The sequence below is a fragment of the Pseudomonas sivasensis genome, assembly GCF_021391435.1.
In the GTDB taxonomy this organism is placed as follows: Bacteria; Pseudomonadota; Gammaproteobacteria; order Pseudomonadales; family Pseudomonadaceae; genus Aquipseudomonas; species Aquipseudomonas sivasensis.
This window is the reverse complement of the sequence record NZ_CP090029.1, coordinates 5,849,697-5,875,803: the sequence shown is the minus strand read 5'-3', so window position 1 is coordinate 5,875,803 and position 26,107 is coordinate 5,849,697. Positions and strand designations below refer to the sequence as shown.

Below are 26,107 nucleotides of genomic sequence, written 5' to 3'. Positions count from 1 at the left end.
TACGATCGTTTTTGCAGCTGTGGGCTAGAAGTCGCCCCAGAGTTGTTGGGCGACGGCCAGCGCTACCACTGGCGCGGTCTCGGTACGTAGCACCCGTGGGCCGAGACGGGCGGCATGGAAGCCGGCCGCTTGGGCGGTGTCGACTTCATTGTCAGTCAGCCCGCCTTCCGGCCCGATCAGAAACGCCAGGCTCGCAGGCTTGGCATGGCTGACCATCGGCTCTGCCACCGGGTGTAGCACCAGCTTCAGATCCGCCTCGACCTGCTTCAGCCAGTCCGCCAGCAACAGCGGTGGGTGAATCACCGGCACCGTCGAACGCCCGCATTGCTCGCACGCACTGATCGCCACCTGGCGCCAGTGCAGCAGGCGTTTGTCAGCGCGCTCGTCCTTGAGTCGCACTTCGCAGCGGTCGCTGAAAATCGGGGTGATTTCGTTGACCCCCAGTTCAGTGGCTTTCTGGATTGCCCAATCCATGCGCTCGCCCCGGGACAGGCCCTGGCCAAGGTGGATGTGCAGCGGCGATTCGGTCTGGCCCGTGAAGCTTTCGGTGAGTTGTACGGTGACGCGTTTTTTCCCGACCTCCAGCAATGTGCCGCGAAACTCCAGGCCGGAGCCGTCGAACAATTGCACGGCGTCGCCCTCGACCATGCGTAGCACTCGGCTGATGTAATGCGCCTGGGCTTCTGGCAGTTCATGGTCACCGGGGCTCAGCGGGGTGTCGGTGAAAAAGCGGGACAGTCTCATGTCTGTTCTCTGAAGAATTTAGGTAGGAACCATCAGCCCGGGTCGCGAAAGCCTGGGTGGAAGTCTTTTGGCACGGCGACGCTGACCTTGCTATTGGTCGCGATATCGATGCCTTCGCTGGCAACGGTGGCGAGGAAGTCGATCTGCTCCGGCGTAATCACATACGGCGGCAGGAAATACACCACGCTGCCCAATGGCCGCAGCAGCGCACCACGTTCCAGGGCATGCTCGAACACCTTCAAACCACGGCGCTCCTGCCACGGATAGGCGGTTTTGGTGGCCTTGTCCTGGACCATTTCGATGGCCAATACCATGCCGGTCTGGCGCACTTCCGACACATGGGGATGATCGACCAGGTGGGCAGTGGCGGTTGCCATACGCTGGGCCAGGGCCTTGTTGTTTTCGATGACGTTGTCTTCTTCGAATATATCCAGGGTCGCCAGGGCCGCGGCGCACGCCAGCGGGTTGCCGGTGTAGCTATGGGAATGCAGGAACGCGCGCAGGGTCGGGTAGTCGTCGTAGAAGGCGTCGTAGACATCATCTGTGGTGACCACCGCCGCCAACGGCAGGTAACCGCCGGTGAGGGCCTTGGACAAGCACAGGAAGTCCGGACGGATGCCGGCCTGTTCACAGGCGAACATCGTGCCGGTACGGCCGAAGCCCACGGCGATTTCGTCGTGGATCAGGTGCACGCCGTAGCGGTCGCAGGCTTCGCGCAGCAGCTTCAGATACACCGGGTGGTACATGCGCATGCCGCCAGCGCCCTGGATCAGCGGCTCGACGATCACGGCGGCGACGGTGTCATGGTTGTCGGCCAGGGTCTGTTCCATGGCCAGGAACATAGTGCGCGAGTGCTCTTCCCAGCTCATGCCCTCGGGGCGCAGGTAGCAGTCCGGGCTTGGCACCTTGATGGTGTCGAGCAGCAGCGCCTTGTAGGTTTCGGTAAACAGCGGCACGTCGCCCACTGACATCGCGGCGATGGTTTCGCCGTGGTAACTGTTGGTCAGGGTGACGAAGCGCTTTTTGTTCGGCAAACCGCGGTTGAGCCAATAGTGGAAGCTCATCTTCAGCGCGACTTCGATGCATGACGAACCGTTATCGGCATAGAAGCATCGGGTCAGGCCTTCAGGGGTCATCGCGACCAGGCGTTCGGACAGTTCGATCACCGGCTGGTGGCTGAAGCCGGCGAGGATCACGTGTTCCAGTTGGTCGACCTGGTCCTTGATGCGTTGGTTGATGCGTGGGTTGGCGTGGCCGAACACGTTGACCCACCAGGAGCTGACAGCGTCGAGGTAGCGCTTGCCTTCGAAGTCTTCCAGCCAGACGCCTTCCCCGCGCTTGATCGGGATCAGCGGCAGCTGCTGGTGGTCTTTCATCTGGGTGCAGGGATGCCACAGCACGGCGAGGTCGCGTTGCATCCACTGGTTGTTCAAGCCCATCGGTGATCTCCTCGAAGCGGTCCTGCGAACAGCGCAGGCGAAACAATCGCGCAAGCCTATGCAATGGAGGCCTGGGTCACAAGCCATTGTGGGGAATTCGGAGTAAACGCGGGACGGACTGTCACGTTTGTTAGGGATAGTCCTTAATCCTTGGTTAACTTATTGTGCATACGCTCTAGATCGTATTTCTCGATATTTCAAAGCAAAATTTTCCGCTTTAATTCGATAGGTAAATCGCTAGTCTTGGGCGCAGCTCTTACGGGATTAAGTACATGCAGCTACGTAACTCACCGGCCCGTTATGGCTGGGTCAGTATGATTTTGCACTGGGGTGTGGCCCTGGTTGTGTTCGGTCTGTTCGCCCTGGGTTTGTGGATGGTTGGGCTCGACTACTACAGCGCCTGGCGCAAAGACGCGCCGGACCTGCACAAGAGCATTGGCATCACGCTGTTCGCCATCATGCTGGTGCGTATCGTCTGGCGCCTGATCAGCCCGCCACCACCGCCGTTGGCCAGTTACAGCCGCTTGACCCGCATCGGTGCCGCGTTCGGCCACGCGTTCCTTTATCTCGGGCTGTTTGCCGTGATGATTGCCGGATACCTGATTTCCACCGCCGATGGTGTCGGTATCCCGGTGTTTGGCCTGTTTGAAATTCCTGCCGTGGTTTCCGGTCTACCGGACCAGGCAGACAACGCGGGCTTGGTGCATTTGTACCTGGCCTGGGTGCTCGTGGTTTTCGCCGGCTTGCACGGCGTGGCTGCGTTGAAACACCACTTTATCGATCGTGATGCGACCCTCACGCGAATGCTGGGGCGCAAAGCCTGATGTTCAACCTCGACTCACAAGGAATATAAAGCATGTTGAAGAAGACCCTCGCCGCTCTGGCAATCGGTACAGCGCTGCTGTCTGCAGGTCAGGTGATGGCCGCTGACTACAAAATCGACAAGGAAGGCCAACACGCCTTCATCGACTGGAAAATCAGCCACCTGGGCTACAGCTACATCCACGGTACCTTCAAGGACTGGGATGGTACGTTCAGCTGGGATTCCGCCAAGCCTGAAGCCAGCAAAATCGCCGTCGACGTGAAAACCGCCAGCCTGTGGTCCAACCACGCTGAGCGTGACAAGCACATCGCCAGCAAGGATTTCCTGGACGTTGCCAAGTTTGCTGACGCCAAGTTCGTATCTACCGCTGTTAAATCCACCGGCGAAAAAACTGCTGACGTGACCGGCGACCTGACGTTCCACGGCGTGACCAAGCCTGTGACCTTCAAGGCTACCTTCAACGGTGAAGGCAAGGATCCATGGGGCGGCGAGCGTGCGGGCTTCAACGCCACCACTACGCTGGACCTGAACGACTTTGGCATCAAAGGCCCGGGCCCGTCTTCGCAGACTGTTAACCTGGACATCTCGCTGGAAGGTGTTAAGCAGAAGTAATTTCTGCCCACAGCAGGGCTCATTCGTTTTTGTTGAGTCCAAAAAAAATGCCCCGTCTCGAAAGAGGCGGGGCATTTTTTATGGAGCTTTGAAACTCAGCGGTTGCGAGTCAGCAGCGCTGGTTTTTCACCACGAGGACGGCCTGGCAGTTGATCCAACTGCTCAGGTGTCGGGAAGCGGTCAGCTTTCGACTCCTTGTGGATGATCTTCGGCGCTGGGCCACCGCGCGGGTTTTGCACGGCTGGCTCGGACGAACGAGGCTGGTCGTCACGGGCTGGGCGGCGGTTGTTGCTGCGCGAATCTTCGCGGCGGGCCTGGCCGTCTCGCGGTGCACCGCTACGCGGGCCGCTGCGTTTGGCAGGCGGGGTGCCGGTGGTGCCGCCGCTGCTGTTGCGCGGACCGTTCTGGCGCGCGCCCTGTGGCTGACCGCCACGGGGTGCACCAGTGCCTGCGCCGGCGCCCTGTGCTGGGGCACCTGGACGACGGCCACGGCCTTGGGCCGGTTTGGCCTGTGGCACGTAGTCGACGCGGTTACCGAAGTTATCCACGTCGTCGTCGAGGAACTCGTCCGGGGCACGGTCGGCTGCAGCGCGCGGCGGTTGGCTCGGCTGACGCTGTTCGCGGGCCGGGGTACCTTCACGAGGCTTCTGCTCGCGGGCTGGGCGTTCGCCACGGCCGTTGGTTGGCGCTTTTTCCTTGCCGCCTTTGTCTTTGCCTTTGTCGCGACGACCACCGCCACCACCGCCGCCGTTCGGGCCATCGCCCTTCGGACCGCGTGGGTTGCGTGGGTTACGCACGTCAGGACGTTCGCGCACTTCAGGCTTTTCGGCCTCTACAGCGCTGGCATCAAAGCCCATCAGGTCGCCGTCGGCGATTTTCTGCTTGGTCATGCGCTCGATGCTTTTCAGCAGTTTTTCTTCGTCCGGTGCAACCAGGGAAATGGCTTCACCCGAACGACCGGCACGGCCAGTACGGCCGATACGGTGCACATAGTCTTCATCGACGTTTGGCAGCTCGAAGTTGACCACGTGTGGCAACTGGTCGATATCCAGGCCGCGTGCGGCGATATCGGTCGCTACCAGGATGCGTACGCTGCCGGCCTTGAAGTCAGCCAGGGCTTTGGTGCGCGCGTTCTGGCTCTTGTTCCCATGGATGGCGACGGCGGTGAGGCCGTGCTTGTCCAGGTATTCAGCCAGGCGGTTGGCGCCGTGTTTGGTACGGGTGAACACCAGCACCTGCTCCCACGCACCGTGGGTGATCAGGTGGGCCAGCAGCGAGCGCTTGTGGCTGGCGGCCAAGCGGAAGACGCGTTGCTCGATACGCTCGACCGTGGTGTTCGGCGGCGTGACTTCGATGCGCTCCGGGTTGTGCAGCAGCTTGCCGGCCAGGGCGGTGATGTCTTGGGAGAACGTTGCCGAGAACAGCAGGTTCTGACGTTTGGCCGGTAGGCGGGCGAGGACTTTTTTCACGTCATGGACAAAGCCCATGTCGAGCATGCGGTCGGCTTCGTCCAGCACGAGGATTTCCACGTGGGACAAATCGACGCTGCCTTGGCCGCACAGGTCGAGCAAGCGACCAGGGCATGCCACCAGCACGTCAACACCACGGGACATGGCCTGAACCTGTGGGTTCATGCCGACGCCGCCGAAGATGCAGGCGCTGACGAACTTCAAGTCGCGGGCATACAGCTTGAAGCTGTCGTGCACTTGGGCGGCGAGTTCGCGGGTAGGGGTCAGAACCAGTACGCGTGGTTGGCGCGGGCCGTGACGCTGGGATTTGTCCGGGTGACCGTTGGGGAACAACCGCTCCAGAATCGGGAGGGCGAAGCCGCCGGTTTTACCAGTACCTGTCTGAGCCGCAACCATCAGGTCGCGACCTTGCAACACGGCGGGAATGGCCCGCTGTTGCACCGGAGTAGGCTCGGTATAGCCCGCTGCCTCGATGGCGCGGACTAAAGCCTCGGAGAGACCGAGGGAAGCAAAGGACATGAGTAATCCTGTTTTAGTTAGGGCTTGGCCCAAAGGGATAATCTTGCCGGGCGTGAATGGCGCTTAGGGGAGCGCAATCCCGTCCGGTCCTGCTGCGTCTGGCGGGCACTCCACCGGCTCGCGCGGGCTGAAAGCTGCGCAGTAGCGGGGTTGGGTGCCTTTTTCAAGACCTCAGCGGCCGGGCGTAAGCCTGGCGGGAAGGCCGGAGTATAGCAGAGCAATCACGGTGCGCCGCTTTCCTGCTGCTCAACGGTGTGTCCGGACGCCGTAATCGCTTCGAATCCACCATATTTGGCGCTCAATGCCGTGTAGGCCGGCTCCTGTTTGAAGCGTTTGAGTTCGGCGGCAAAGCGTTGCACCAGCAGGTCCATGCCTGCGCCACGACGTACGGCGAGGTACTGCTGCTGGCGGCTGACGACAACGGGGGCCTGGCTGACCTTGCCTTCCAGGCCCAGTGTCTTGATCACGTGCTGGCCAACCCGGCGGTCGGTGATCACAAGGTCGATGCGCCCCAGCAATAATTTGCCGAAGTTGGCTTCATGGCTGGGGGCCGGCTCGCGGTTGAATAAGGTGGAGTCGCTGAAGGGTAATCCGTACAGGTAGCCTGGCGACGTGCCGACTGTGAGGCCACGCAAGTCGTCGAGGCTTTGGACCGGATGCGGACGGTCGTTGGCGTAGAACATTACGAACTCCACTTCAGACAGCGGTTCGCTGGGGTACAGCAGCAGGGCGTCGCGGTCGTGGCTGTGGAAAATATCCAGCGCGCCATCGGCATGGCCTTGATCAAGCATGGCCAGACAGCGCTTCCAGGGCAGGAACTGCCATTGCACTTCGACCCCCAGGCGCTGGAATACGATCACCGTCGTTTCGTAATCCAGCCCGTGCATGGCGCCGTCTTCTTCATACACATAAGGCGCCCAGGGCTCGGTGACAATGCGCAGTTTCTCGCCGTAAGCGGCCAGGCTCAGGCAAGTGAAAAACGCGGCGATCAACAGCTTCAGAATGACAGGCATGCCCTGAGGTTACGACGCCCGTGCGTTAAAGAGAAGCTCTGGCTTAAGCTTCTGCGGGCCGCTCTATTTTGTGGGCGAGGTCATCAGGTGTTCATAGATGGCTGCGCGTCGCTCCCCCAGAATCAGGCGCACCACGGGGTTGGCGAACCAGTGTTCGAGTTGGTGTGCGTCCACCGGGCATTTCTGGCGTTCTTCCTGGTTTTGAAGGGCTTTTTCCCACCAAACTGGGCCGCAGGCCTTGTCGAATTCATTTTCGTGCTCGTAGCAGCCGTAGAGAATCTCACGGATGAACTGCTGCTTGCGCTTGGGCAGCGCCAGGGTGATCAGTTTGTACATCAGGCGCTGCAAGCGTGGTGGGCGGGGCAGGTGTGCGGAGACCTTGCGTGTATCGGCCAGGGCCTGGGCGCAGAGAGGGGCGGCGGCATGCTTGGTTACCCACGCCTTGACCTTGGCCCGGAACAACTGCTTGCGGCTCCAATAGTGATGGATCAGGTCCGGGCACTGGCGCACGTTGAGCGTGCGGTACGCGGCTACTGACAGGCAGAACTCTTCGAGGGTGTAGGCGCCGTGAGCCATGGGGAACAGCTCATCCATCAACTCGATCGAACGGTCCAGAATGTGCGCATCTTGCCGGGTCAAGCCCATCACGCCTGAGTTGAGCAGCCACATATCATCGTCGGCGAGGCCTTTGTCGGCCAGGTACTTGGCCAGGGCTTCATACAGTACGCTTTCGCGGTTGTCGCCATACTTGGCCTGGAAGGCGTTGCACAGCACGGTGCCCGGTGTTACGCGCTCGAACAATGCCATGGGCGAGTCGTGGAAAAATGTATCGGTGTCGATCAGCAGCGCCAGTTCCGCCGTTTCCAGCACCTGACGCAACAGCACATGTTTGGTACGGAAATGGTAGCCGTGGGGTTCGCTCCAGCGTTGTCGCGTGGCGCTGTCCAATGTGTGGACCTGTACTGGCAAGCCACGGTACGGGGCCGGGTTGTCGCTGAACACTTGGATGTCTAACGGCATATCCTGAGGCCCGCCCAGTTGGGCAACGGCACTGGCGATGCTGAATACGGCTTCCTGATGGTAGGTCTCGGCGCCGAATACCAGGTAAATCAGCTGGGGGCGAGGAGTCGGGGACGCTGTATTCATTTACTGCTGGCTTCCTTTCCGGGGACATGTAGACGAAAAAAGCCCCCGTGATAACGAGGGCCGGGAACTGCTATTAAACCGGCTTAGCGTGGCAGTTTAAGGTTGTTCCAGATAGCGAGGCTCGGCTCAGCCTGGTTCAGGGTATAGAAGTGCAACCCTGGCGCGCCACCTTGTAACAAACGTTCACACATTTCGCTGATGACCTGTTCGCCGAACGCCTGGATGCTCTTGACGTCGTCGCCGTAGGCTTCCAGTTGCTTGCGCACCCAGCGTGGGATTTCGGCACCGCAGGCGTCCGAGAAACGTGCCAGCTTGCTGTAGTTGGTGATCGGCATGATGCCCGGCACGATCGGGATGTTCACACCCATGGCCCGTACGCGCTCGACGAAATAGAAGTAGCTGTCGGCGTTGAAGAAGTACTGAGTGATCGCGCTGTCGGCGCCCGCGTTTGCCTTGCGTACGAAGTTCTGCAGATCGTCTTCGAAATTGCGCGCCTGAGGATGCATCTCCGGATAAGCCGCCACTTCGATATGGAAGTGATCGCCGCTTTCTTCACGGATGAAGCTCACCAGGTCATTGGCGTAGCGCAGCTCACCGCTGGCCATGCCCATGCCGGAGGGCAAGTCGCCGCGCAGGGCGACGATGCGCTGAATGCCGGCTTGTTTGTATTGGGTCAGCAGGCCGCGCAGGTCGTCCTTGCTGTCGCCCACGCACGACAAGTGCGGCGCGGCGGGAACTTTGACTTCGCTTTCCAGCTGCAACACGGTGTTGATCGTGCGATCACGGGTCGAGCCGCCAGCGCCGTAGGTGCAGGAGAAGAAGTCGGGGTTGTAGCTTGCCAACTGTTTGGCAGTCGCCATCAGTTTTTCATGCCCAGCATCGGTCTTGGTGGGAAAGAACTCGAAGCTGTAGCGACGGTCTTGGGACATGGTCATACCCTTTGAAACTCAGAAGCCGGAGTGTGTACACCGTCAATGTGGGAGCGGGCTTGCTCGCGAATGCGGTATGTCAGTGAAGAATAAGTTGACTGAAACACCGCATTCGCGAGCAAGCCCGCTCCCACATAAAGCCCGCTCCCCTTAAGATAGAGAGCGGGCACAGGCAAATCAGTAGCGGTAAGCGTGCGGCTTGAACGGGCCTTCGACGGTCACGCCGATGTAGTCGGCCTGGGTCTTGGTCAGTTGAGTCACTACGCCGCCGAAGCCGCGGACCATTTCCAGGGCCACTTCTTCGTCGAGTTTCTTCGGCAGTACTTCCACGGTCAGTCGCTCGGCTTTCTGGGCTGGCGACAGGTCGGCGTACTTCTGGCCGAACAGGAAGATCTGGGCCAGTACCTGGTTGGCGAATGAACCATCCATGATGCGGCTCGGGTGGCCGGTTGCGTTGCCCAGGTTAACCAGACGGCCTTCGGCCAGCAGGATCAGGTAGTCATCGTTCTGCGGGTCGAAATCGCCAGCGCCGGTACGGTGAACCTTGTGTACCTGCGGCTTCACTTCTTCCCATGCCCAGTTCTTGCGCATGAAAGCGGTGTCGATCTCGTTGTCGAAGTGACCGATGTTGCAGACAACGGCGCGCTTCTTCAGGGCTTTGAGCATGTTCGCGTCGCAAACATTCACGTTACCGGTGGTGGTCACGATCAGGTCGATCTTGCCCAGCAGGGCTTTGTCGATGCTCGCTTCGGTGCCGTCATTGACGCCGTCGATGAACGGCGAAACCACTTCGAAACCGTCCATGCAGGCTTGCATGGCGCAGATCGGGTCGACTTCGGAGACCTTAACGATCATGCCTTCCTGGCGCAGGGACTGGGAAGAACCCTTACCCACGTCACCGTAGCCGATCACCAGGGCTTGCTTGCCCGACAGCAGGTGGTCGGTGCCGCGCTTGATGGCGTCGTTCAGGCTGTGACGGCAGCCGTACTTGTTGTCGTTCTTGCTCTTGGTCACCGAGTCGTTGACGTTGATGGCCGGGATCTTCAGCTCGCCCTTGGCCAGCATGTCCAGCAGGCGGTGTACGCCGGTGGTGGTTTCTTCGGTGACGCCGTGGACACGGTCCAGGATCGCCGGGTATTTCTTGTGCAGCAGCTCGGTCAGGTCGCCGCCGTCGTCGAGGATCATGTTGGCGTCCCAAGGCGCGCCATCTTTGAGGATGGTTTGTTCCAGGCACCACTCGTACTCTTCTTCGGTCTCGCCTTTCCAGGCATAAACCGCGATACCGGCAGCGGCGATAGCTGCGGCGGCCTGGTCTTGAGTCGAGAAGATATTGCAGGACGACCAGCGTACTTCGGCACCCAGGGCAACCAGGGTTTCGATCAGCACGGCAGTCTGGATGGTCATGTGGATGCAGCCGAGGATCTTCGCGCCTTTGAGTGGTTGCTCAGCGGCGTACTTGCGGCGCAGACCCATCAGGGCTGGCATTTCGGATTCGGCGATAAAGGTTTCGCGACGGCCCCAGGCAGCGAGGGACATGTCGGCGACTTTGTAGTCGGTGAAATCTGCAGGCGTGTTGACAGCGCTCATGAAGAGCCTCCATTCGTAGTGTGCGAATGGGCGCCGTTGTGCGTTTAGTATCAGGCCAGGGGAATCAGGCCGGACAACGCCCCATCCGAGCCTGACAGGCCTAGCCTGCTGCAGCGCCCCTCGGACAGGTGGCGGGAGAACGGTATCAATCGAAGATGACCGTTTTGAAACGGGGGCGATTATAGCCGTGTGCGCCAGACTTCCCAAGCCTTTCTGTCGGCGGCATGAAGATCGTTCATGGGCTTGATAGGCAATGGCTCATAGAGCTTGGGCCTGGGCTCTGCCATGATGTCGCCCATCATTCGGCAAGACGCTTTGGAGTGACCATGAACTTCCACACCCGCAAATGGGTAAAACCTGAAGACCTCAACCCCAACGGCACCCTGTTCGGTGGCAGCCTGCTGCGCTGGATCGACGAAGAAGCAGCCATCTACGCCATTGTCCAACTGGGCAACCAACGGGTGGTGACCAAGTACATCTCCGAAATCAACTTCGTCAGTGCCTCGCGCCAGGGTGACATCATCGAACTGGGCATCACCGCCACCGAGTTCGGCCGCACCTCCATCACCTTGACCTGTGAAGTGCGCAACAAGATCACCCGCAAGAGCATCCTCACGGTTGAGAAAATGGTCTTCGTCAACCTCGGCGAAGACGGATTGCCGGCGCCTCACGGGCGTACCGAGATCAAGTACGTCAAAGACCAGTTCCAGGACGACGGCGTCAGCGAATAATCCTGCGTCGGACCAGTGAACGCTATTGATCGGCCATAGGTCGTACCTGAACACCGCCCCCCCGTTCAGGTATCGCCATGGCCACGCAACAAGACGGCAAGACCCCCAACTTATCCCAGGAAGAGCAACAGGACGTTGACGACAACCAGCCGCCCCGCGCGGCGGTCCTGCATGAAATTATCCGCACCCAGGGAGATCAGGAGCTGGAGCGCAGTGTTGCCGCTTTGTGGTGGTCGGCACTGGCGGCCGGACTGACCATGGGCCTGTCGCTGATGGCCATGGGGTTGCTCAATTCACGTCTTCCCGAGGGTGAAGCCTTCAAGGTGATTGCCAGCTTCGGCTACTGCGCGGGATTCCTCGCGGTAATCCTTGCGCGGCAGCAGCTGTTCACCGAAAACACCCTGACCGCGGTGCTGCCGGTGATGAGCAAGCCGACCTTTGGCAATGCCGGGCGCCTGTTACGGCTGTGGTCGGTGGTGCTGGTGGGTAATCTTTGCGGCACCCTGTTGGTGGCGTATGTGATGCTGCACTTGCCGATCTTCGATACAAAGACCGACCAGGCCTTCCTGGAAATCGGGCGCAAGATCATGGAGAACGACACCGGCCAGATGTTTGCCAAAGGCATCGTCTCCGGCTGGATGATCGCCACCATGGTGTGGATGATCCCGTCGATGGAAAGCGCCAAGATGTGGATCATCATCCTGATCACCTACCTGATGGCGCTGGGGGATTTCACCCATATCGTGGTGGGGTCTGCGGAAGTGTCTTATCTGGTATTCGCCGGCGAGTTGCCGTGGAAGGATTTCTGGCTGGTGTTTGCCGGCCCGACTCTGGCCGGCAATATCATCGGTGGCAGCTTTATCTTTGCCTTGATCAGCCATGCGCAGATTCGCAGTGAAGGCAGCTTGCCGGGTAAGAAGGCTGCGGACCCAAGGCATCCGCAACCTATCGACAAGGATCAGTGAGCGTCAGGCGTGGCCTGGGGGGCGTCCCGGGTCACGCGTTTGACCAGTTTGCCGATGCTCAAACCCTGCAGCAGGATCGACGACAGCACCACGATGTAGGTGATGCTCAGCAGCAGATCGCGCTCCGGCCCCAGTGGCAGGGCCAGAGCCAGTGCCACCGAAACCCCGCCGCGCAAGCCGCCCCAGGTGAGGATGCGGATGGTGCCGCGCGGCACGGTACGCCAGCGGCGCAGCAGCAGGATCGCCGGGGCCACAGTTAGCAGGCGTGAGAGCAGGATCGCCACTGCCAGCAAACTGGCCGCGAATACGTGCAGCCAATTGAACGGCAACAGCAGCAATTCCATGCCGATCAGCGCAAACAGCAGAGCGTTGAGCATGTCGTCGAGCAATTCCCAGAAACCGTCCAGGTAGCGACGGGTCATGTCGTTCATCGCCAGCTTGCGCCCGAGGTTACCGATGATCAGCCCGGCCACCACCATCGCAATCGGGGCGGAGACGTGCAGCTCGGTGGCCATCGCTGAGCCGCCGATCACCAGGGCGAGGGTCAGCATGACTTCGATCTGGTGCTGTTCGATGCTCTTGATCATCAGGTAGACCAGATAGCCGATCAGCCCCCCGAACGCCACGCCGCCAACGGCTTCATGGACAAACAACATGGCTGTGGCGCCCACGGTAGGCGTCTCGCCCAATTGTGCGATGCCCAGCAGCACGGTAAATACCACCACCGCTGTACCGTCGTTGAACAGCGACTCGCCGACGATGGTGGTTTTCAGCGGTTTCGACGCATTGGCGGTTCGCAATACACCGAGTACCGCAATCGGGTCCGTGGGTGAGATGAGTGCGCCGAACAGCAAGCAGTAGAGGAAGCTCACGTGCCAGCCGAACAGGGCAAAAATGTAGTACGCCAGACTGCCGATCACTACGGTAGCGATCAACACGCCGAAGGTTGCCAGCAGGCCGATGGGCCAGCGGTAGCTGCGCAGATCGTTGAGGTTGACGTGCAAAGCGCCGGCGAACAGCAGGAATGACAGCATCCAGTTCATCAGCAAGTCGCCGAAGTCGATCTGGCCGATCAGTTGCTGGATACGCTCCTCAAGGCCTGGGTAGCCGAGCACGCTCAAGCCTTGCAGGATCAGGGAAAACAGCAGGGCTGTGACCATCACCCCGATGGTGGGCGGCAGTCCGATAAAACGGAAGTTCACATAGGTGAGCAGGGTGGTGAGGCAAATGAAGGCGGCGACAAGTTCAAGCATCCGGGGTCCTTGGAGTGGGAAAGATCAGTCATGAGTGGGTGGATGGACCGCCACAGCGGCCTGAGGTTGCAGGCAGGGCGCAAAACACCGGTAGAACCTTTTGGCGTGTGGCGGCTCATAGCGGTGGGTGCGGCTTGCCAGAATTGGTGCTAAAACTCTAATTTCTGTTTCAAATTAAAAATAGAAAACTAAAAGGGAATCAGTGATGACGGTAGCTTTCTGGTGTGTGTTGATCGCAATTTTCTTGCCTTACCTGTGCACAGGGTTGGCCAAGTTCAGTCAGGGCAAGTTCGGGCCGAGGCAGAACCATGACCCTCGCGCTTTTCTGGAGACTCTCGATGGGTTCGCTCGGCGCGCCCACAACGCCCAGCTCAACAGCTTTGAAGTCACCCCGGCATTTGCGGCGGCGGTGATTATCGCGCACCTGGCGGGTACGGCCGAACTGGTGACCATCAATGTACTGGCCGTGCTGTTTATCACCAGCCGCCTCTTGTACATCATTTGCTACGTGGCCGATTGGGCGATCCTGCGTTCACTGGTGTGGTTCGTGGGCATGGCGTTGATTGCGAGTTTCTTCTTTGTCTCGATCTGAGCCGTGACGCAGATCCACTTGTGAGGGGCGGCAAGTCCAACCGCCCCCACAGTTGATCTAGAGTATCTCCGGCACCTGCGGCAACGCTGCGCCCTTGGGCCATAGCATCCAGATTTGCCCTTGCTGCTTCATGTTCCCCGCCAGCTCACCTGCCGCATCGCCGGTGCCCCAGAACAAATCCGCACGCACCTCACCGGTAATTGCACCGCCGGTGTCCTGGGCCGCGACCGGTCGAACGATCGGCGAACCATCGGGCTTTGTCGTCGACAGCCACAGCAGGCTGCCCAGCGGGATGACTTTGCGATCCACCGCCACGCTGTAGCCGGCGGTCAACGGCACGTTCAGCGAGCCACGTGGGCCTTCGTTGCTGTCGGGGCGAGCACTGAAGAACACGTAGCTGGGGTTGCTCGCCAGCAGTTCCGGGATTCGCTCCGGGTGCGCCTTCGCCCAGGCGCTGATGGCGCCCATGGTCACGTCTTCTTTTTTCAACTCGCCTTGCTCCACCAGCCAGCGGCCGATAGGGCGGTAGGGATAGCCGTTCTGGTCGCCGTAACCGACGCGCAGTTGGCGCCCGTCTTTCAATTGAATGCGGCCTGAACCCTGGATTTGCAGAAATTGCAGGTCCATCGGGTTGGTCAGCCAGGCGATCGGCTTAGCTGTGGAGCCTTGGCCGTTGATGGCGCTGGCATCGTCATAAGGCTTGAGCACGCGACCTTCAAGACGACCGCGCAGGCGCTTGCCTTTCAGTTCAGGATAAATGCTTTCCAGGTTGACGATGATCAGGTCATCCGGCACGCCATACACCGGCACGTGGGCGGTGGCAGTCTTGGTGAGGCTGCCGGGGTAGACCGGTTCGTAGTAGCCGGTGATTAAACCGTTAGGGGTGTTATCGGACGAGCGCAAGCCGAACACATCCAGACGCTCCTTGAGAAAACCTCGCACCGCTACAGCATTGCCCGGCACGCTGGCCGCTGCCGCGCAGGTCGCGCCCCATACAGGGTCGGTCTTCAGGCGCTGGCAAGCACTGCGCCAGGACTCAAAGCCGGCCAGCAGGTCGCTGTCGGACACCGCCGGCAGTGCTTCCCAAGGTGCGTTTACATAGGTGGCGACGGCGTGGGGTTTGGCAACTTCATCTTTGGCCGTGTCTTTGCCGGTGTCCTTGCCCGCGTCGCAGCCGGCCAGCAGCGCAATCATCGGCAGAGCCCATGCCAGGCGGCGGCTCCAGGGTTTCAATGTGAGACTCATACATGTAATTCCTGAAACGGTTGCCCGCGCCGTAGCGCCGTTGGGCAACCCTTATTATTAATAGGGCTATTGGTCTTTGCGGGTGGGGCGAGGATACTGGCCGCCGTTTCCCGTGACCCTGAGCCACCATGACTTTTAAAAAATTGACGGTTGTATTGTTGGCCTGCCTGGCAGTGTCTGCCTGCGGCGGTGTCGATCCGAATTCGCCCTTGGGCCAGCGCAAGGCGATCTTCAAGCAGATGCTCAAGACCGGCGAAGACCTGGGCGGCATGTTGCGCGGACGCATTGCGTTCGACGGCGCGAAATTCGCTGAGGGCGCGGTCAAGCTCGATGCGTTGTCCCATGAACCTTGGAAACACTTTCCGAGCGTGCGCGAGGAAGATCACACCAGCGCCAAGGATGACGTGTGGCAAAAACAAGCGCAATTCCAGCAGTTGGCCCGCGACCTGGAGGCGGCCACCGGTGAATTGGTGATCGCCAGCCATGTGCAGCCCTACAAGGCCAGTAACCTTTCCCTTGCCGTACAGAAAGTCGAAGATGCCTGCAGTGCCTGCCATAAACAGTTTCGGGACCACTGACCGGTTTTACTGGTCAAGTTCTTCCACGGCGTCCTGCAGTTCCTTGCGGGACTCGGCAAGTTTGTCCTTACGCTTGTTGATCTTCTCCGCGTCGCCCTTTTTCATTGCCTTGTCGAGGTCCGCCTGACGGCGGCTGACGTCGTGCTTGGCGTCGAGCACCTTGTTTTCCCGCTCCTTCCTCAGCGAGGCGTCGGTGCAATTGGCGGTGACTTCGCTCAGGGCTTTTTCCAGGCCGGCTTGTTGGTCGCTGTTGCCATGGGCCTTGGCTTGTTCGATCTGGGTACTGATGGCTTGGCGCTTAGCGGCGCAGCCGGTGAGTTGGGTGGCTTCTTCGGCGGCCAGCAGCGGCGTGGCCATGAAGCTTGCGACGGTCAGCAGGGCAAAAGGGGCGAGGAATTTCATGTGGGGCTCCAGATTCGCAAAGGGCAGGGTGAATTCTGCGGTGGTTTAAAGGTGGCTGGGGGCGCGTTCAAAACCCGTCTATTCCGGCCACACGTAATGTTTCAGCTAAGGACTGTACCTGCGGGTCGCGAAAAAAAGCGCTCAGTTGCGCTGCACGAGCCGGACCTATGCCATCGATCTCCAACCAGGCCTGGGTGTCTCTGGCAACCAGTGTCTGCCAGTTTCCTTCCAGGTTGCTGCGGGCCGCAGGCGGCACACCCAAGGCTTTTAGCCATTGTGCAAAGGGTCGTTGCCGAGCGCTGTGAAGGCTGTCGAGCAGTCGGGTGCGGCTGCGCTCACCCAAGCCATCAATGTTAGCAAGCTCTGCCGCATCCAGGGTTAACCAATCGAGAAAGCCTGCGATTAGACCGGCCTGGATCAATACGTTCCACGTCTCGCGACCCATGTGCGGTAACGCCAAGCCCTGGTTGCTGCTCAGCCAGGTCAGGCGTGCGAGCAACTGTTCTTCGCAGCCTGGGTCCAGTTGCCAGCAACTCAGGGCGTGAAAGTCTCGCGGGTCGGGCACTGGCAGGTCGATCCGCTTGGGATTGCGCAGGATCACGTGGTCCAACCGAGGGATCACCTGGCCCGCCAGGCTGATGGATACTTGGTCGCCAGGGCGAATATCCAGCGCTTGCCAGTGTTTCAAGGAGCCGACGCTGACCCGGCGGATCTGCCGATCGTCCAGCCGCACCGGCTCCAACTCCAGAATGGGGGTGATGCGCCCCGTGCGGCCGATCTTGAACTGCACCTTGCGTACCAGAGCCAACGCCTTGGAAGTGGGGTACTTCCAGGCGACCGCCCAGTAGGGGGCGCTGACTTGCCAGCGTTTGCCGGGCGCTCGTGATGTTTGGTGCAGCACCACTCCATCACTGGCGAAGGGCAGTGAGTGGTTGTACCAATACATGCGCCAGTGCGCGGCTTCGGTGAGAGTTCGGATGGGCTGGCTGTAACGCAGGCTGTCGGTGAAACCCCATCGTGCCAGGGTGGCCAGGCGCTCGGTAAATACGCTTGGGCCGTCCGGCCAGGCCCAGACAAACAGGCCTATACCAGCGGCGTCGGCGTCAGTCAGCTGTCGACGGTTCATCAGGCCAGCCACCTTGCTGCGGGCATTGAGCCCACCAGTGGTCGATTGCACGTGGTCGTCCAAGCGCCAATAGAGCTCGCCTTGCAGTACCACGTCGATAGGCTCCGGCAGTTGCTGGACAATGCCGGGGATCCTGCGGGCGGAAGCTGACCAGTCCTGGCCAAGTGCGCCATCGCCGCGGCTGATCACTTGCTCCAACCGGCCCTGACGATACACCAGCGTCACTGCAACCCCGTCGACCTTGGGTTGAATCCACACGTCTTGTCGGCTATCGAGCCAGGCACCGACGGCCTGTTCATCCAGCAGTTTTTCCAGGCCAGTATGAGCAACGGGATGCCGGAAGGTGCCCCGAGCGCCGGCCAGCGGGTTGTCAGGTTTTGCGAGGGTTTGAGGGAAGCACTGGCGCCAATGGGCCAGGCGCTGGCGGGCTTGGTCGTAGAGTTCATCGTGGACGGGTGATTGGCCGAGGCGGTGGTAGCTGTCGTCCCACAGACGGACCTGTTCGGCCAGGGTGTCGACCTGGGTTCTGGCCTCATCGGTACAGGCTTCGGCCCATGCCAAAAAGGGCAACGCGCTGAGTGACAGAGCAATCAGTAAACGCATCATGAGCATCCTTGCTCGGAAAGGGTGCCCAGCCTAAATGAACCTCCCGGCCACAAAAAAGCCCCGACAGTGCGGGGCTTTTTACCGGGTGTTTCTGCTTACTTGAACAAACCGCCCAAGGCTTTCACGGCATCCGGCTTGTCAGCCTTGGCTTCCTGGGTTTGCTGCTTGGCATCGGCTTTGGCCTGGGCTTCAGACAGTTTGTCACAACCTTTGTTGATCTGGTCTTGCGCCGCTTTGAAGGCCTTCACTTTGAAGGTGTCTTTGCTGGCTTCGGCCGCATCGATTTTGGTTTGCAGGTCTGCGGCTTGCTTCTGGCAGTCGCCGGAGTTACCGCCACCCAACTGGGAGCTCAGGGCGCCACTCAGTGCGCTCAGGTCGGCGGCGTGGGCCGGCAGGGCGAACAGGCTGAGCAGAAGGGCAGCAGGGGCGAGCGTGGAGATGCGCATGAAAAACCTCAATGTTCGATTGCCTGCGCGCGTGTCTATCCCGGGCTGGCGCAGGGCAATATCCAAATAAGGTAGAGGGCCCGAGAGGGCGCGGATTCTAGAGGGCCATCATTGGGCCTGCAAGGTTTGGATCCAAAAAATGTGAAGGTGATCGCGCAGGCAATAAAAAACCCTGCCGGGCGAACCCGGCAGGGCTTTTGGGTGCAACGCGTACTTACAGGCCGGCGGCGGTGCGCAGGTCGTTGGCGCGGTCGGTTTTTTCCCACGTGAAGGTGGTGAAGGTGTCGTCGCCGACGGTCTTCTGCTCCGGGGTGCGGCCGAAGTGGCCGTAGGCTGCGGTTTCCTGGTACATCGGGTGCAGCAGGTCGAGCATGGTGGTGATCGCGTAAGGGCGCAGGTCGAAGATCTCACGCACCAGCTTAACGATCTTGTCGTCGCTGATCTTGCCGGTACCGAAGGTATTCAGCGAGATCGACGTAGGCTGGGCCACACCAATGGCGTAGGACACCTGGATCTCGCAACGCTCGGCCAAGCCGGCAGCAACGATGTTCTTGGCCACATAACGACCTGCGTAAGCGGCCGAACGGTCAACCTTGGACGGATCTTTACCGGAGAACGCGCCGCCGCCGTGGCGAGCCATGCCGCCGTAGCTGTCGACGATGATCTTGCGACCGGTCAGGCCACAGTCGCCCACCGGGCCACCGATGATGAACTGGCCAGTCGGGTTGATGTGGAACTGTGTGTCTTTGCTCAGCAGCTCGGCCGGCAGTACGTGCTTGACGATCAGCTCCATCACGCCTTCACGCAGGTCGGCGTAGGACACGTCCGGGTTGTGCTGGGTCGACAATACAACAGCGTCGATACCGACGACTTTGCCGCCTTCATAGCGGCAGGTCACCTGGGACTTGGCGTCCGGGCGCAGCCATGGCAGCAGGCCGGATTTGCGGGCTTCGGCCTGGCGCTGTACCAACTGGTGCGAGAAAGTGATCGGTGCAGGCATCAGCACATCGGTTTCGTTGCTGGCATAGCCGAACATCAGGCCCTGGTCGCCGGCACCCTGGTCTTCCGGCTTGGCACGGTCGACACCCTGGTTGATGTCCGGGGACTGCTTGCCGATGATGTTCATCACGCCGCAGGTCGCGCCGTCGAAGCCGACGTCGGAGCTGGTGTAGCCGATGTCGGTGATCACGTCACGGACGATCTGCTCCAGGTCAACCCAGGCGGTTGTGGTCACTTCGCCAGCGATGATCGCTACACCGGTTTTCACCAGAGTCTCGCACGCCACACGGGCGAACTTGTCTTCAGCAATGATGGCGTCCAGCACCGCATCAGAAATCTGGTCGGCGATTTTGTCCGGATGCCCTTCAGACACGGACTCGGAGGTGAAAAGGGAGTATTCGCTCATCTCGATGTTTTCCTGATATTACCGATGGTGAGTGTCGCCAGCCGGTCGCTGAAAATGGCGAACCTGGATCTGGAAACCATTACGTAAGCCTACATAGAGGCTTTCCCCGGGAACGAGCCCCGCAGCGGTGGCCCAACGGGCCAGATCGTCCTGTTCAAAACCCAACCAGAGATCACCGCAGGCCTCCCTGGCCCAATTCTGGTTGTGGCTGCATAAATCCGTAACCAACAGGCTACCGCCGGGGTGCAGCAACCCGGCCATTTGCTTTAACGCGTCGGCGGGGGCGGCGAAATGGTGCAAGACCATGTTCAGCACCACGCAGTCGGCTTTGATCTGTGTGCCGCTCAAGGCGTCAGCCAGTTGCAGGGTCACATTGCGCAGCGATTCACGCTCGCACAACTGGCGCGCCAGTTCGAGCATCGCCGGGCTGTTGTCCAACGCGGTTACCTGATGAAAGCGGCGCGCCAACTCCGGCAGAAAACCGCCGTCCCCAGGCCCGACTTCCAACGCGGTCGCCTCATCACTGAAGCTCAGCTTGTCCAATAGCGCCAGCACGCTGTCGCGGTACTGCGGCAGGCCGGCGATCAGGTCTTGCTGCGCGCGAAACTTCTCGGCCACCCGTGCGAAAAAATCCTGACTCGCCGCTGCGCGTTGCCCGTGAACCTGGCCGATACGCGACTGTACGTCGGTTGGCAGGCTCAGGTTGTCGACTTCTTCGAGCAGGGAGGCGTGCAGCTTGCCGCCGAGCAGGTCGGTGTGGGGCAGGGCGCGGCGGTAAAAAATTGCATTGCCTTCGCGGCGTGTGGCCACTAGGTCGGCCTGGGACAGCACCTTCAAATGGTGGCTCATGCCGGACTGGCCGATGGCGAAGATCTGCGCCAGTTCCAGTACGCCGAAGGAATCGTTTGCCAGTGCGCGCAAGACGTTCAGACGCAACGGGTCGCCAGCGGCCTTGCACAAGGCTGCCAGTTCATCGCCGTCGTCGGGACGCAGTGAGGGCACGGGTAGATTCATAAGGGCAGCAGTCTAGTGACGGGTGGATATCCTCGCAAGGTCAATATCAAAAAGTTTTGATATTGATCGATAAGTGGCGGTTATAAGCAGCCGCTATAACTTTTAGACGAACAAGTAGGCGGTCAATGCAGGCGATTGCCGCGCAAAGCACAGGAAAAACAGCCACAAGTGACTATCTGTCATTGCCCGCAGGCGGTGGCTGAGGGAAAATGCCGGTCCTTTTTTCCGTTTCTTTTAATCATTCACTCTTCAAAATCCTCAGGAGAACAGCGATGCCCAGCCGTCGTGAGCGTGCCAACGCCATTCGTGCCCTCAGCATGGATGCCGTGCAAAAAGCCAACAGCGGCCATCCCGGTGCCCCGATGGGCATGGCGGATATCGCCGAGGTACTTTGGCGTGATTACCTGAAACACAACCCGAGCAACCCGTCCTTCGCCGACCGTGACCGCTTCGTGCTGTCCAACGGCCACGGCTCGATGCTGATCTACTCGCTGCTGCACCTGACCGGCTACGACGTCACCATCGATGACCTCAAGAGCTTCCGCCAGCTGCATAGCCGCACTCCGGGTCACCCTGAGTTCGGCTACACCCCAGGCGTCGAGACCACCACCGGTCCCCTGGGCCAAGGCCTGGCCAACGCCGTAGGTTTCGCACTGGCTGAAAAAGTCCTGGGCGCGCAATTCAACCGTCCTGGCCACGACATCGTCGATCACCACACCTACGTGTTCCTGGGTGATGGCTGCATGATGGAAGGCATTTCCCACGAAGTCGCTTCGCTGGCCGGCACGCTGGGCCTGGGCAAGCTGATCGCCTTCTACGATGACAACGGCATCTCCATCGACGGCGAAGTCGAAGGCTGGTTCACCGACGACACCCCTAAGCGTTTCGAAGCCTACAACTGGCAGGTGATCCGCAATGTCGACGGCCACGATCCGGAAGAGATCAAGACAGCCATCGACACCGCTCGCAAGAGCGCGCAGCCGACCCTGATCTGCTGCAAGACCACCATCGGCTTCGGTTCGCCGAACAAGCAAGGTAAAGAAGACTGCCACGGCGCCCCACTGGGTGACGCGGAAATCGCCTTGACCCGTGAAGCGCTGAAGTGGAACCACGGCCCGTTCGAAGTTCCGGCCGACATCTACGCCGAGTGGAGCGCCAAGGAAAAAGGCCTGGCGGCCGAAGCCGAGTGGGACCAGCGTTTTGCTGCCTACTCCGCCGAATTCCCAGAGCTGGCCAATGAGCTGGTTCGCCGCCTCGCTGGCGACCTGCCTGCCGACTTCTCGGAAAAAGCCTCGGCCTACATCGCCGAAGTCGCGGCCAAGGGCGAGACCATCGCCAGCCGTAAAGCCAGCCAGAACACCCTGAACGCCTTTGGCCCACTGCTGCCTGAGTTCCTCGGCGGTTCGGCTGACCTGGCCGGTTCCAACCTGACCCTGTGGAAAGGTTGCAAAGGTGTCTCGGCCGAAGACGCCAGCGGCAACTACATGTACTACGGCGTGCGCGAGTTCGGCATGAGCGCCATCATGAACGGCGTGTCCCTGCACGGCGGCCTGGTGCCTTACGGCGCGACCTTCCTGATGTTCATGGAATACGCGCGCAACGCGGTACGTATGGCTGCGCTGATGAAGAAGCGTGTGATCCATGTCTACACCCACGACTCCATCGGTCTGGGCGAAGACGGCCCGACGCACCAGCCGGTCGAGCAACTGACCAGCCTGCGCACCACGCCGAACCTGGATTGCTGGCGCCCAGCCGACGCGGTGGAATCCGCCGTGGCATGGAAGCACGCCATCGAGCGTAAAGACGGCCCTTCGGCGCTGATCTTCTCCCGTCAGAACCTGCAGCACCAAGTGCGTACCGACGCACAGATCGCCGACATCAGCCGTGGCGGCTACGTGCTCAAAGACTGCGTGGGTGAGCCGGAGCTGATCCTGATCTCCACCGGTTCCGAAGTGGGCCTGACCGTTCAGGCCTACGACAAGCTGACTGCCCAAGGCCGTAACGTGCGCGTTGTGTCCATGCCGTGCACCAGCGTGTTCGAAGCCCAGGATGCCGGCTACAAGCAATCGGTCCTGCCGTTGCAGGTCAGCGCGCGTATCGCCATCGAAGCGGCTCACGCCGACTACTGGTACAAGTACGTGGGCCTGGAAGGCCGCGTGATCGGCATGACCACCTACGGTGAGTCTGCGCCGGCTCCAGCCTTGTTCGAAGAGTTCGGTTTCACCCTGGAAAACATCCTGGGTCAGGCTGAAGAGCTGCTGGAAGACTAAGTCAGTCTGCGTTGTCTGAACTGGCGCTATCGCGGGCAAGCCCGCTCCCACATTTGGATCGCGGTCTAATGTGGGAGCGGGCTTGCCCGCGATGGCGATAGTGCATTCAGCACCGAACTAACCTTGATCGAGAACCCCATGCCCCAACCGCGTCCCTACAAAGTTGCACTCAACGGCTACGGCCGCATTGGTCGTTGCGTCTTGCGTGCTCTGTTCGAGCGAGGGGCGGCAGCGGGGTTTGAAATTGTCGCGATCAACGATTTGGCCGACATGGCCAGCATCGAATACCTGACACGCTTTGACTCCACCCACGGCCGCTTCCCCGGCGAAGTGCGGGTTGAGGGCGATTGTCTGCATATCAAAGGCGACTGCGTAAAAGTACTGCGCAGTGCCACCCCCGAGGGCATCGACTGGGCGGCGCTGGGCGTCGACCTGGTGTTGGAATGCTCCGGTGCCTATAACACCCGCGCCGATGGCCAGCGTTTTCTCGACGCCGGCGCGCCGCGTGTGCTGTTTTCCCAGCCGATGGCCAGCGAGGCGGATGTCGACGCCACCATCGTCTATGGCATCAACCAGGATTGCCTGACCGGCCACGAGCTGCTGGTGTCCAACGCCTCTTGCACCACCAACTGCAGCGTGCCGCTGTTACGCCTGTTGGATCAGGCGATTGGCATCGATTACGTATCGATCACCACCATCCACTCGGCGATGAACGACCAGCCAGTGATCGACGCCTATCACCACGAAGACCTGCGCCGTACGCGTTCGGCGTTCCAGTCGGTGATTCCGGTGTCCACCGGCCTGGCCCGTGGCATCGAACGCCTGCTGCCGGAACTTGCCGGGCGAATTCAGGCCAAAGCCGTACGGGTGCCGACGGTAAACGTGTCTTGCCTGGACATCACCATGCAAACCGTCAGCGACACCGATGCGGTGGAGGTCAACCGGATTCTGCGCGATGCCGCCACCAGCGGCCCGCTCAAAGGCTTACTGGCCTACACCGAGTTGCCCCACGCCAGTTGTGACTTCAACCATGACCCGCATTCGGCAATTGTCGATGCCAGCCAGACCCGCGTTTCCGGCCCGAGGCTGGTGAATATCCTGGCCTGGTTCGATAACGAATGGGGTTTTGCCAACCGCATGCTGGATGTTGCAGAACACTATCTGCACGTTGCCTCATCAAAACCTGCCCTTTAAATAAGTCAATTCAGGAACTGCGACCCATGACCGTGTTGAAGATGACCGACCTCGATCTGCAAGGTAAGCGCGTACTGATTCGCGAAGACCTCAACGTCCCAGTCAAGGACGGTGTTGTCACCAGCGATGCGCGAATCCGGGCTTCGCTGCCGACCATCAAGCTGGCCCTGGAAAAAGGCGCGGCCGTAATGGTCTGCTCCCACCTGGGTCGTCCGACCGAAGGTGAGTTCTCGGAAGAAAACAGCCTCAAGCCTGTGGCCGATTACCTGAGTGAGGCCCTGGGCCGCACAGTGCCGTTGGTGTCTGACTACTTGGGTGGCGTTGACGTCAAGGCCGGCGACATCGTGCTGTTCGAAAACGTGCGCTTCAACAAAGGCGAGAAAAAGAACAGCGACGAACTGGCCCAGCAATACGCAGCCCTGTGCGACGTATTTGTGATGGATGCGTTCGGTACGGCTCACCGTGCTGAGGGCTCCACCCACGGCGTGGCCAAGTTCGCCAAGGTCGCGGCTGCTGGCCCGCTGCTGGCTGCTGAACTGGATGCACTGGGCAAGGCCCTCGGCGCACCGGCTCAGCCGATGGCTGCCATCGTGGCTGGCTCCAAGGTGTCCACCAAGCTGGACGTGCTCAACAGCCTCAGCCAGATCTGCAACCAATTGATCGTCGGTGGTGGCATCGCCAACACCTTCCTGGCCGCAGCCGGCCACCCGGTGGGCAAGTCCCTGTATGAACCGGACCTGCTGGATACCGCTCGCGCCATCGCTGCCAAGGTCAGTGTGCCGTTGCCGGTTGACGTGGTGGTTGCCAAGGAATTCGCTGAAAGCGCCGCCGCCACCGTCAAGCTCATCGCTGACGTGGCTGCCGACGACATGATCCTGGACATCGGTCCGCAAACCGCAGCCAACTTCGCCGAACTGCTGAAAGCCTCCCAGACCATTCTGTGGAACGGCCCGGTCGGCGTGTTCGAGTTTGACCAGTTCGGCAACGGCACCAAAGTGCTGGCCAATGCCATCGCTGAAAGCTCGGCGTTCTCCATCGCCGGCGGTGGCGACACCCTGGCGGCCATCGACAAATATGGTGTGGCTGACCGTATCTCCTACATTTCTACCGGTGGCGGCGCGTTCCTTGAATTCGTCGAAGGCAAAGTGCTGCCCGCCGTTGAAGTGTTGGAAGCCCGAGCCAAAGGCTAAGGCCCGTGATCAGGAAAAGGAGCATTCCCATGATCAAGTCGTTGGCACTGTTGATCGCAGCGGGCCTTCTGGCCGGCTGCGGCAGCACGCCAAGCGCGGCGCAGGAGGCTGGAAAGCCGTTGCCTGTGCAGAAAAAGAGCTGCTACCAGGCCGATTGGCAAGCCGAGACCATGCCGGTGATCAACAAGCGCATCGGCAACGAACGGCTGGAGAAATACGACTCCGCGCCCAACGGTCAGGAACAGGGTTGCCCTTGACGGGTCTGATCAACTAACCGACAGCATCGGCGGCCTCTGGCGCCGCTGCGAGGATTGGCAATGAAAGGCGTTTTCGCCCTGGCAGCTCTGGCCCTACTGGCCGGTTGCAGCAGCATGAACATGTTCAACAAGGCAGAGCCTGCCGATAAGTGGACCACTTGGACCTGCGACAGCAAGGCCGAGGTCAACTGGCGATTTGCCAACCAGGCCCGTAGCGAGGTGGATGTACGCCTCGGCGGTTCCGACCAGGTTTACCGCCTTAAACAGGACGTTGCCGCTTCGGGCGTGCTGTACAGCAACGACCAGTTGGCGTTTCACACCAAAGGTGAGGAAGGCCTGGTTTACTGGGTTGCCACCGACGATTTGATCGGGCGGGGCTGCAAGGCCCAGTAAACAGAACACGGTCTCGAATGTATTGAGATCCAAATGTGGGAGGGGGCTTGCTCCCGATTGCGGTGGGTCAGTCACCGAAGTCAGCGACTGATAGATCGCTATCGGGAGCAAGCCCCCTCCCACATTGATTCGGTTCCAAATGGCGAGCCGGACACTGCA

Annotated in this window: 25 protein-coding genes and 1 riboswitch; of the genes, 11 read left to right on the top strand and 14 right to left on the bottom strand. The window is 60.4% G+C overall.

The features are described 5' to 3' along the window. Window positions 1–24: 24 nt before the first annotated feature. Together LRO94_RS26735 and LRO94_RS26730 are read right to left on the bottom strand one after the other, a co-directional pair. Window positions 25–744: a 16S rRNA (uracil(1498)-N(3))-methyltransferase gene (locus LRO94_RS26735; protein ID WP_179179787.1), complete on the bottom strand. Its 720-nt coding sequence runs from the start codon at window positions 742–744 to the stop codon at window positions 25–27. 32 nt (window positions 745–776) lie between these two features. Next, on the bottom strand, window positions 777–2,183 hold the full coding sequence (locus LRO94_RS26730) for an adenosylmethionine--8-amino-7-oxononanoate transaminase (protein WP_032884084.1): 1,407 nt from the start codon (window positions 2,181–2,183) through the stop codon (window positions 777–779). A 272-nt stretch (window positions 2,184–2,455) separates the two neighbouring features. On the opposite strand from LRO94_RS26730, the gene LRO94_RS26725 reads away from it, so the two are divergent. Both LRO94_RS26725 and LRO94_RS26720 read left to right on the top strand, forming a co-directional pair. Continuing rightward, the gene (locus tag LRO94_RS26725; protein ID WP_032884081.1) at window positions 2,456–3,007 is read left to right on the top strand and encodes a cytochrome b; all 552 of its coding nucleotides are present in this window, start codon (window positions 2,456–2,458) and stop codon (window positions 3,005–3,007) included. 32 nt (window positions 3,008–3,039) lie between these two features. Beyond that, the gene (locus LRO94_RS26720) at window positions 3,040–3,618 is read left to right on the top strand and encodes a YceI family protein (protein ID WP_032884079.1); all 579 of its coding nucleotides are present in this window, start codon (window positions 3,040–3,042) and stop codon (window positions 3,616–3,618) included. Between the two features lie 95 nt (window positions 3,619–3,713). On the opposite strand, the gene LRO94_RS26715 is transcribed toward LRO94_RS26720, so the two are convergent. The 5 genes from LRO94_RS26715 to ahcY all read right to left on the bottom strand — a co-directional run bounded on the left by LRO94_RS26715 (window position 3,714) and on the right by ahcY (window position 10,281). Then, complete coding sequence (locus tag LRO94_RS26715; RefSeq protein ID WP_032884076.1) at window positions 3,714–5,606, bottom strand: DEAD/DEAH box helicase; 1,893 nt, start codon at window positions 5,604–5,606, stop codon at window positions 3,714–3,716. A gap of 221 nt (window positions 5,607–5,827) precedes the next feature. Beyond that, the gene (locus tag LRO94_RS26710) at window positions 5,828–6,619 is read right to left on the bottom strand and encodes a substrate-binding periplasmic protein (RefSeq protein ID WP_032884074.1); all 792 of its coding nucleotides are present in this window, start codon (window positions 6,617–6,619) and stop codon (window positions 5,828–5,830) included. Window positions 6,620–6,682: 63 nt separating this feature from the next. Next, the gene (locus LRO94_RS26705) at window positions 6,683–7,765 is read right to left on the bottom strand and encodes a hypothetical protein (protein WP_095185111.1); all 1,083 of its coding nucleotides are present in this window, start codon (window positions 7,763–7,765) and stop codon (window positions 6,683–6,685) included. Between the two features lie 83 nt (window positions 7,766–7,848). Beyond that, a complete protein-coding gene (metF, locus tag LRO94_RS26700; protein WP_032884515.1) occupies window positions 7,849–8,694 on the bottom strand; it encodes a methylenetetrahydrofolate reductase [NAD(P)H] in 846 nt (281 codons plus the stop codon). Window positions 8,695–8,871: 177 nt separating this feature from the next. Beyond that, entirely contained in the window at window positions 8,872–10,281 is a 1,410-nt protein-coding gene (gene ahcY, locus LRO94_RS26695) for an adenosylhomocysteinase (RefSeq protein WP_032884071.1), read from the bottom strand. A 21-nt stretch (window positions 10,282–10,302) separates the two neighbouring features. After that, window positions 10,303–10,409: riboswitch (S-adenosyl-L-homocysteine riboswitch) on the bottom strand. A 198-nt stretch (window positions 10,410–10,607) separates the two neighbouring features. On the opposite strand from ahcY, the gene LRO94_RS26690 reads away from it, so the two are divergent. Both LRO94_RS26690 and LRO94_RS26685 read left to right on the top strand, forming a co-directional pair. After that, window positions 10,608–11,012 (top strand): acyl-CoA thioesterase, encoded by a 405-nt coding sequence (locus tag LRO94_RS26690; RefSeq protein WP_032884068.1) that lies wholly within the window; start codon window positions 10,608–10,610, stop codon window positions 11,010–11,012. A gap of 77 nt (window positions 11,013–11,089) precedes the next feature. After that, complete coding sequence (locus LRO94_RS26685) at window positions 11,090–11,977, top strand: formate/nitrite transporter family protein (protein ID WP_032884067.1); 888 nt, start codon at window positions 11,090–11,092, stop codon at window positions 11,975–11,977. Here LRO94_RS26685 and LRO94_RS26680 read toward each other — a convergent pair. Next, window positions 11,971–13,230 carry a cation:proton antiporter gene (locus LRO94_RS26680; protein ID WP_179179788.1) on the bottom strand — a complete coding sequence of 420 codons (1,260 nt, stop codon included), beginning with the start codon at window positions 13,228–13,230 and terminating at the stop codon, window positions 11,971–11,973. The two genes, LRO94_RS26685 and LRO94_RS26680, sit on opposite strands and share 7 nt — an antisense overlap. Window positions 13,231–13,435: 205 nt before the next feature. On the opposite strand from LRO94_RS26680, the gene LRO94_RS26675 reads away from it, so the two are divergent. Continuing rightward, on the top strand, window positions 13,436–13,822 hold the full coding sequence (locus tag LRO94_RS26675) for an MAPEG family protein (RefSeq protein ID WP_032884065.1): 387 nt from the start codon (window positions 13,436–13,438) through the stop codon (window positions 13,820–13,822). 57 nt (window positions 13,823–13,879) lie between these two features. Here LRO94_RS26675 and mltA read toward each other — a convergent pair whose 3' ends face one another. Next, on the bottom strand, window positions 13,880–15,067 hold the full coding sequence (gene mltA, locus LRO94_RS26670; protein ID WP_179179789.1) for a murein transglycosylase A: 1,188 nt from the start codon (window positions 15,065–15,067) through the stop codon (window positions 13,880–13,882). Between the two features lie 128 nt (window positions 15,068–15,195). Between mltA and LRO94_RS26665 the strand changes: the two genes are divergently transcribed. Further along, window positions 15,196–15,645, top strand: a complete 450-nt coding sequence (locus LRO94_RS26665) for a c-type cytochrome (RefSeq protein WP_179179790.1) — start codon at window positions 15,196–15,198, stop codon at window positions 15,643–15,645. A gap of 6 nt (window positions 15,646–15,651) precedes the next feature. Here LRO94_RS26665 and LRO94_RS26660 read toward each other — a convergent pair whose 3' ends face one another. The 5 genes from LRO94_RS26660 to LRO94_RS26640 form a co-directional block, all read right to left on the bottom strand. Continuing rightward, window positions 15,652–16,047 (bottom strand): DUF1090 domain-containing protein, encoded by a 396-nt coding sequence (locus LRO94_RS26660; protein WP_095185109.1) that lies wholly within the window; start codon window positions 16,045–16,047, stop codon window positions 15,652–15,654. 67 nt (window positions 16,048–16,114) lie between these two features. Continuing rightward, window positions 16,115–17,779 (bottom strand): NAD-dependent DNA ligase LigB, encoded by a 1,665-nt coding sequence (gene ligB / locus LRO94_RS26655; protein WP_179179791.1) that lies wholly within the window; start codon window positions 17,777–17,779, stop codon window positions 16,115–16,117. A 95-nt stretch (window positions 17,780–17,874) separates the two neighbouring features. Continuing rightward, on the bottom strand, window positions 17,875–18,225 hold the full coding sequence (locus LRO94_RS26650) for a DUF1090 family protein (RefSeq protein ID WP_032884059.1): 351 nt from the start codon (window positions 18,223–18,225) through the stop codon (window positions 17,875–17,877). Window positions 18,226–18,439: 214 nt separating this feature from the next. Continuing rightward, on the bottom strand, window positions 18,440–19,630 hold the full coding sequence (gene metK / locus LRO94_RS26645; protein ID WP_032884058.1) for a methionine adenosyltransferase: 1,191 nt from the start codon (window positions 19,628–19,630) through the stop codon (window positions 18,440–18,442). Between the two features lie 18 nt (window positions 19,631–19,648). Then, complete coding sequence (locus tag LRO94_RS26640) at window positions 19,649–20,644, bottom strand: ArsR/SmtB family transcription factor (protein ID WP_032884056.1); 996 nt, start codon at window positions 20,642–20,644, stop codon at window positions 19,649–19,651. A 272-nt stretch (window positions 20,645–20,916) separates the two neighbouring features. On the opposite strand from LRO94_RS26640, the gene tkt reads away from it, so the two are divergent. The 5 genes from tkt (at window position 20,917) to LRO94_RS26615 (ending at window position 25,948) form a co-directional block, all read left to right on the top strand. Continuing rightward, window positions 20,917–22,914, top strand: a complete 1,998-nt coding sequence (gene tkt, locus LRO94_RS26635; RefSeq protein ID WP_032884054.1) for a transketolase — start codon at window positions 20,917–20,919, stop codon at window positions 22,912–22,914. 138 nt (window positions 22,915–23,052) lie between these two features. Beyond that, window positions 23,053–24,108: an erythrose-4-phosphate dehydrogenase gene (epd, locus tag LRO94_RS26630; RefSeq protein WP_032884053.1), complete on the top strand. Its 1,056-nt coding sequence runs from the start codon at window positions 23,053–23,055 to the stop codon at window positions 24,106–24,108. Between the two features lie 26 nt (window positions 24,109–24,134). Then, window positions 24,135–25,298: a phosphoglycerate kinase gene (locus tag LRO94_RS26625; protein ID WP_032884052.1), complete on the top strand. Its 1,164-nt coding sequence runs from the start codon at window positions 24,135–24,137 to the stop codon at window positions 25,296–25,298. A 29-nt stretch (window positions 25,299–25,327) separates the two neighbouring features. After that, entirely contained in the window at window positions 25,328–25,555 is a 228-nt protein-coding gene (locus LRO94_RS26620) for a hypothetical protein (protein WP_032884051.1), read from the top strand. 60 nt (window positions 25,556–25,615) lie between these two features. Continuing rightward, window positions 25,616–25,948 carry an MliC family protein gene (locus tag LRO94_RS26615; protein ID WP_017531025.1) on the top strand — a complete coding sequence of 111 codons (333 nt, stop codon included), beginning with the start codon at window positions 25,616–25,618 and terminating at the stop codon, window positions 25,946–25,948. Window positions 25,949–26,107: the final 159 nt, after the last annotated feature.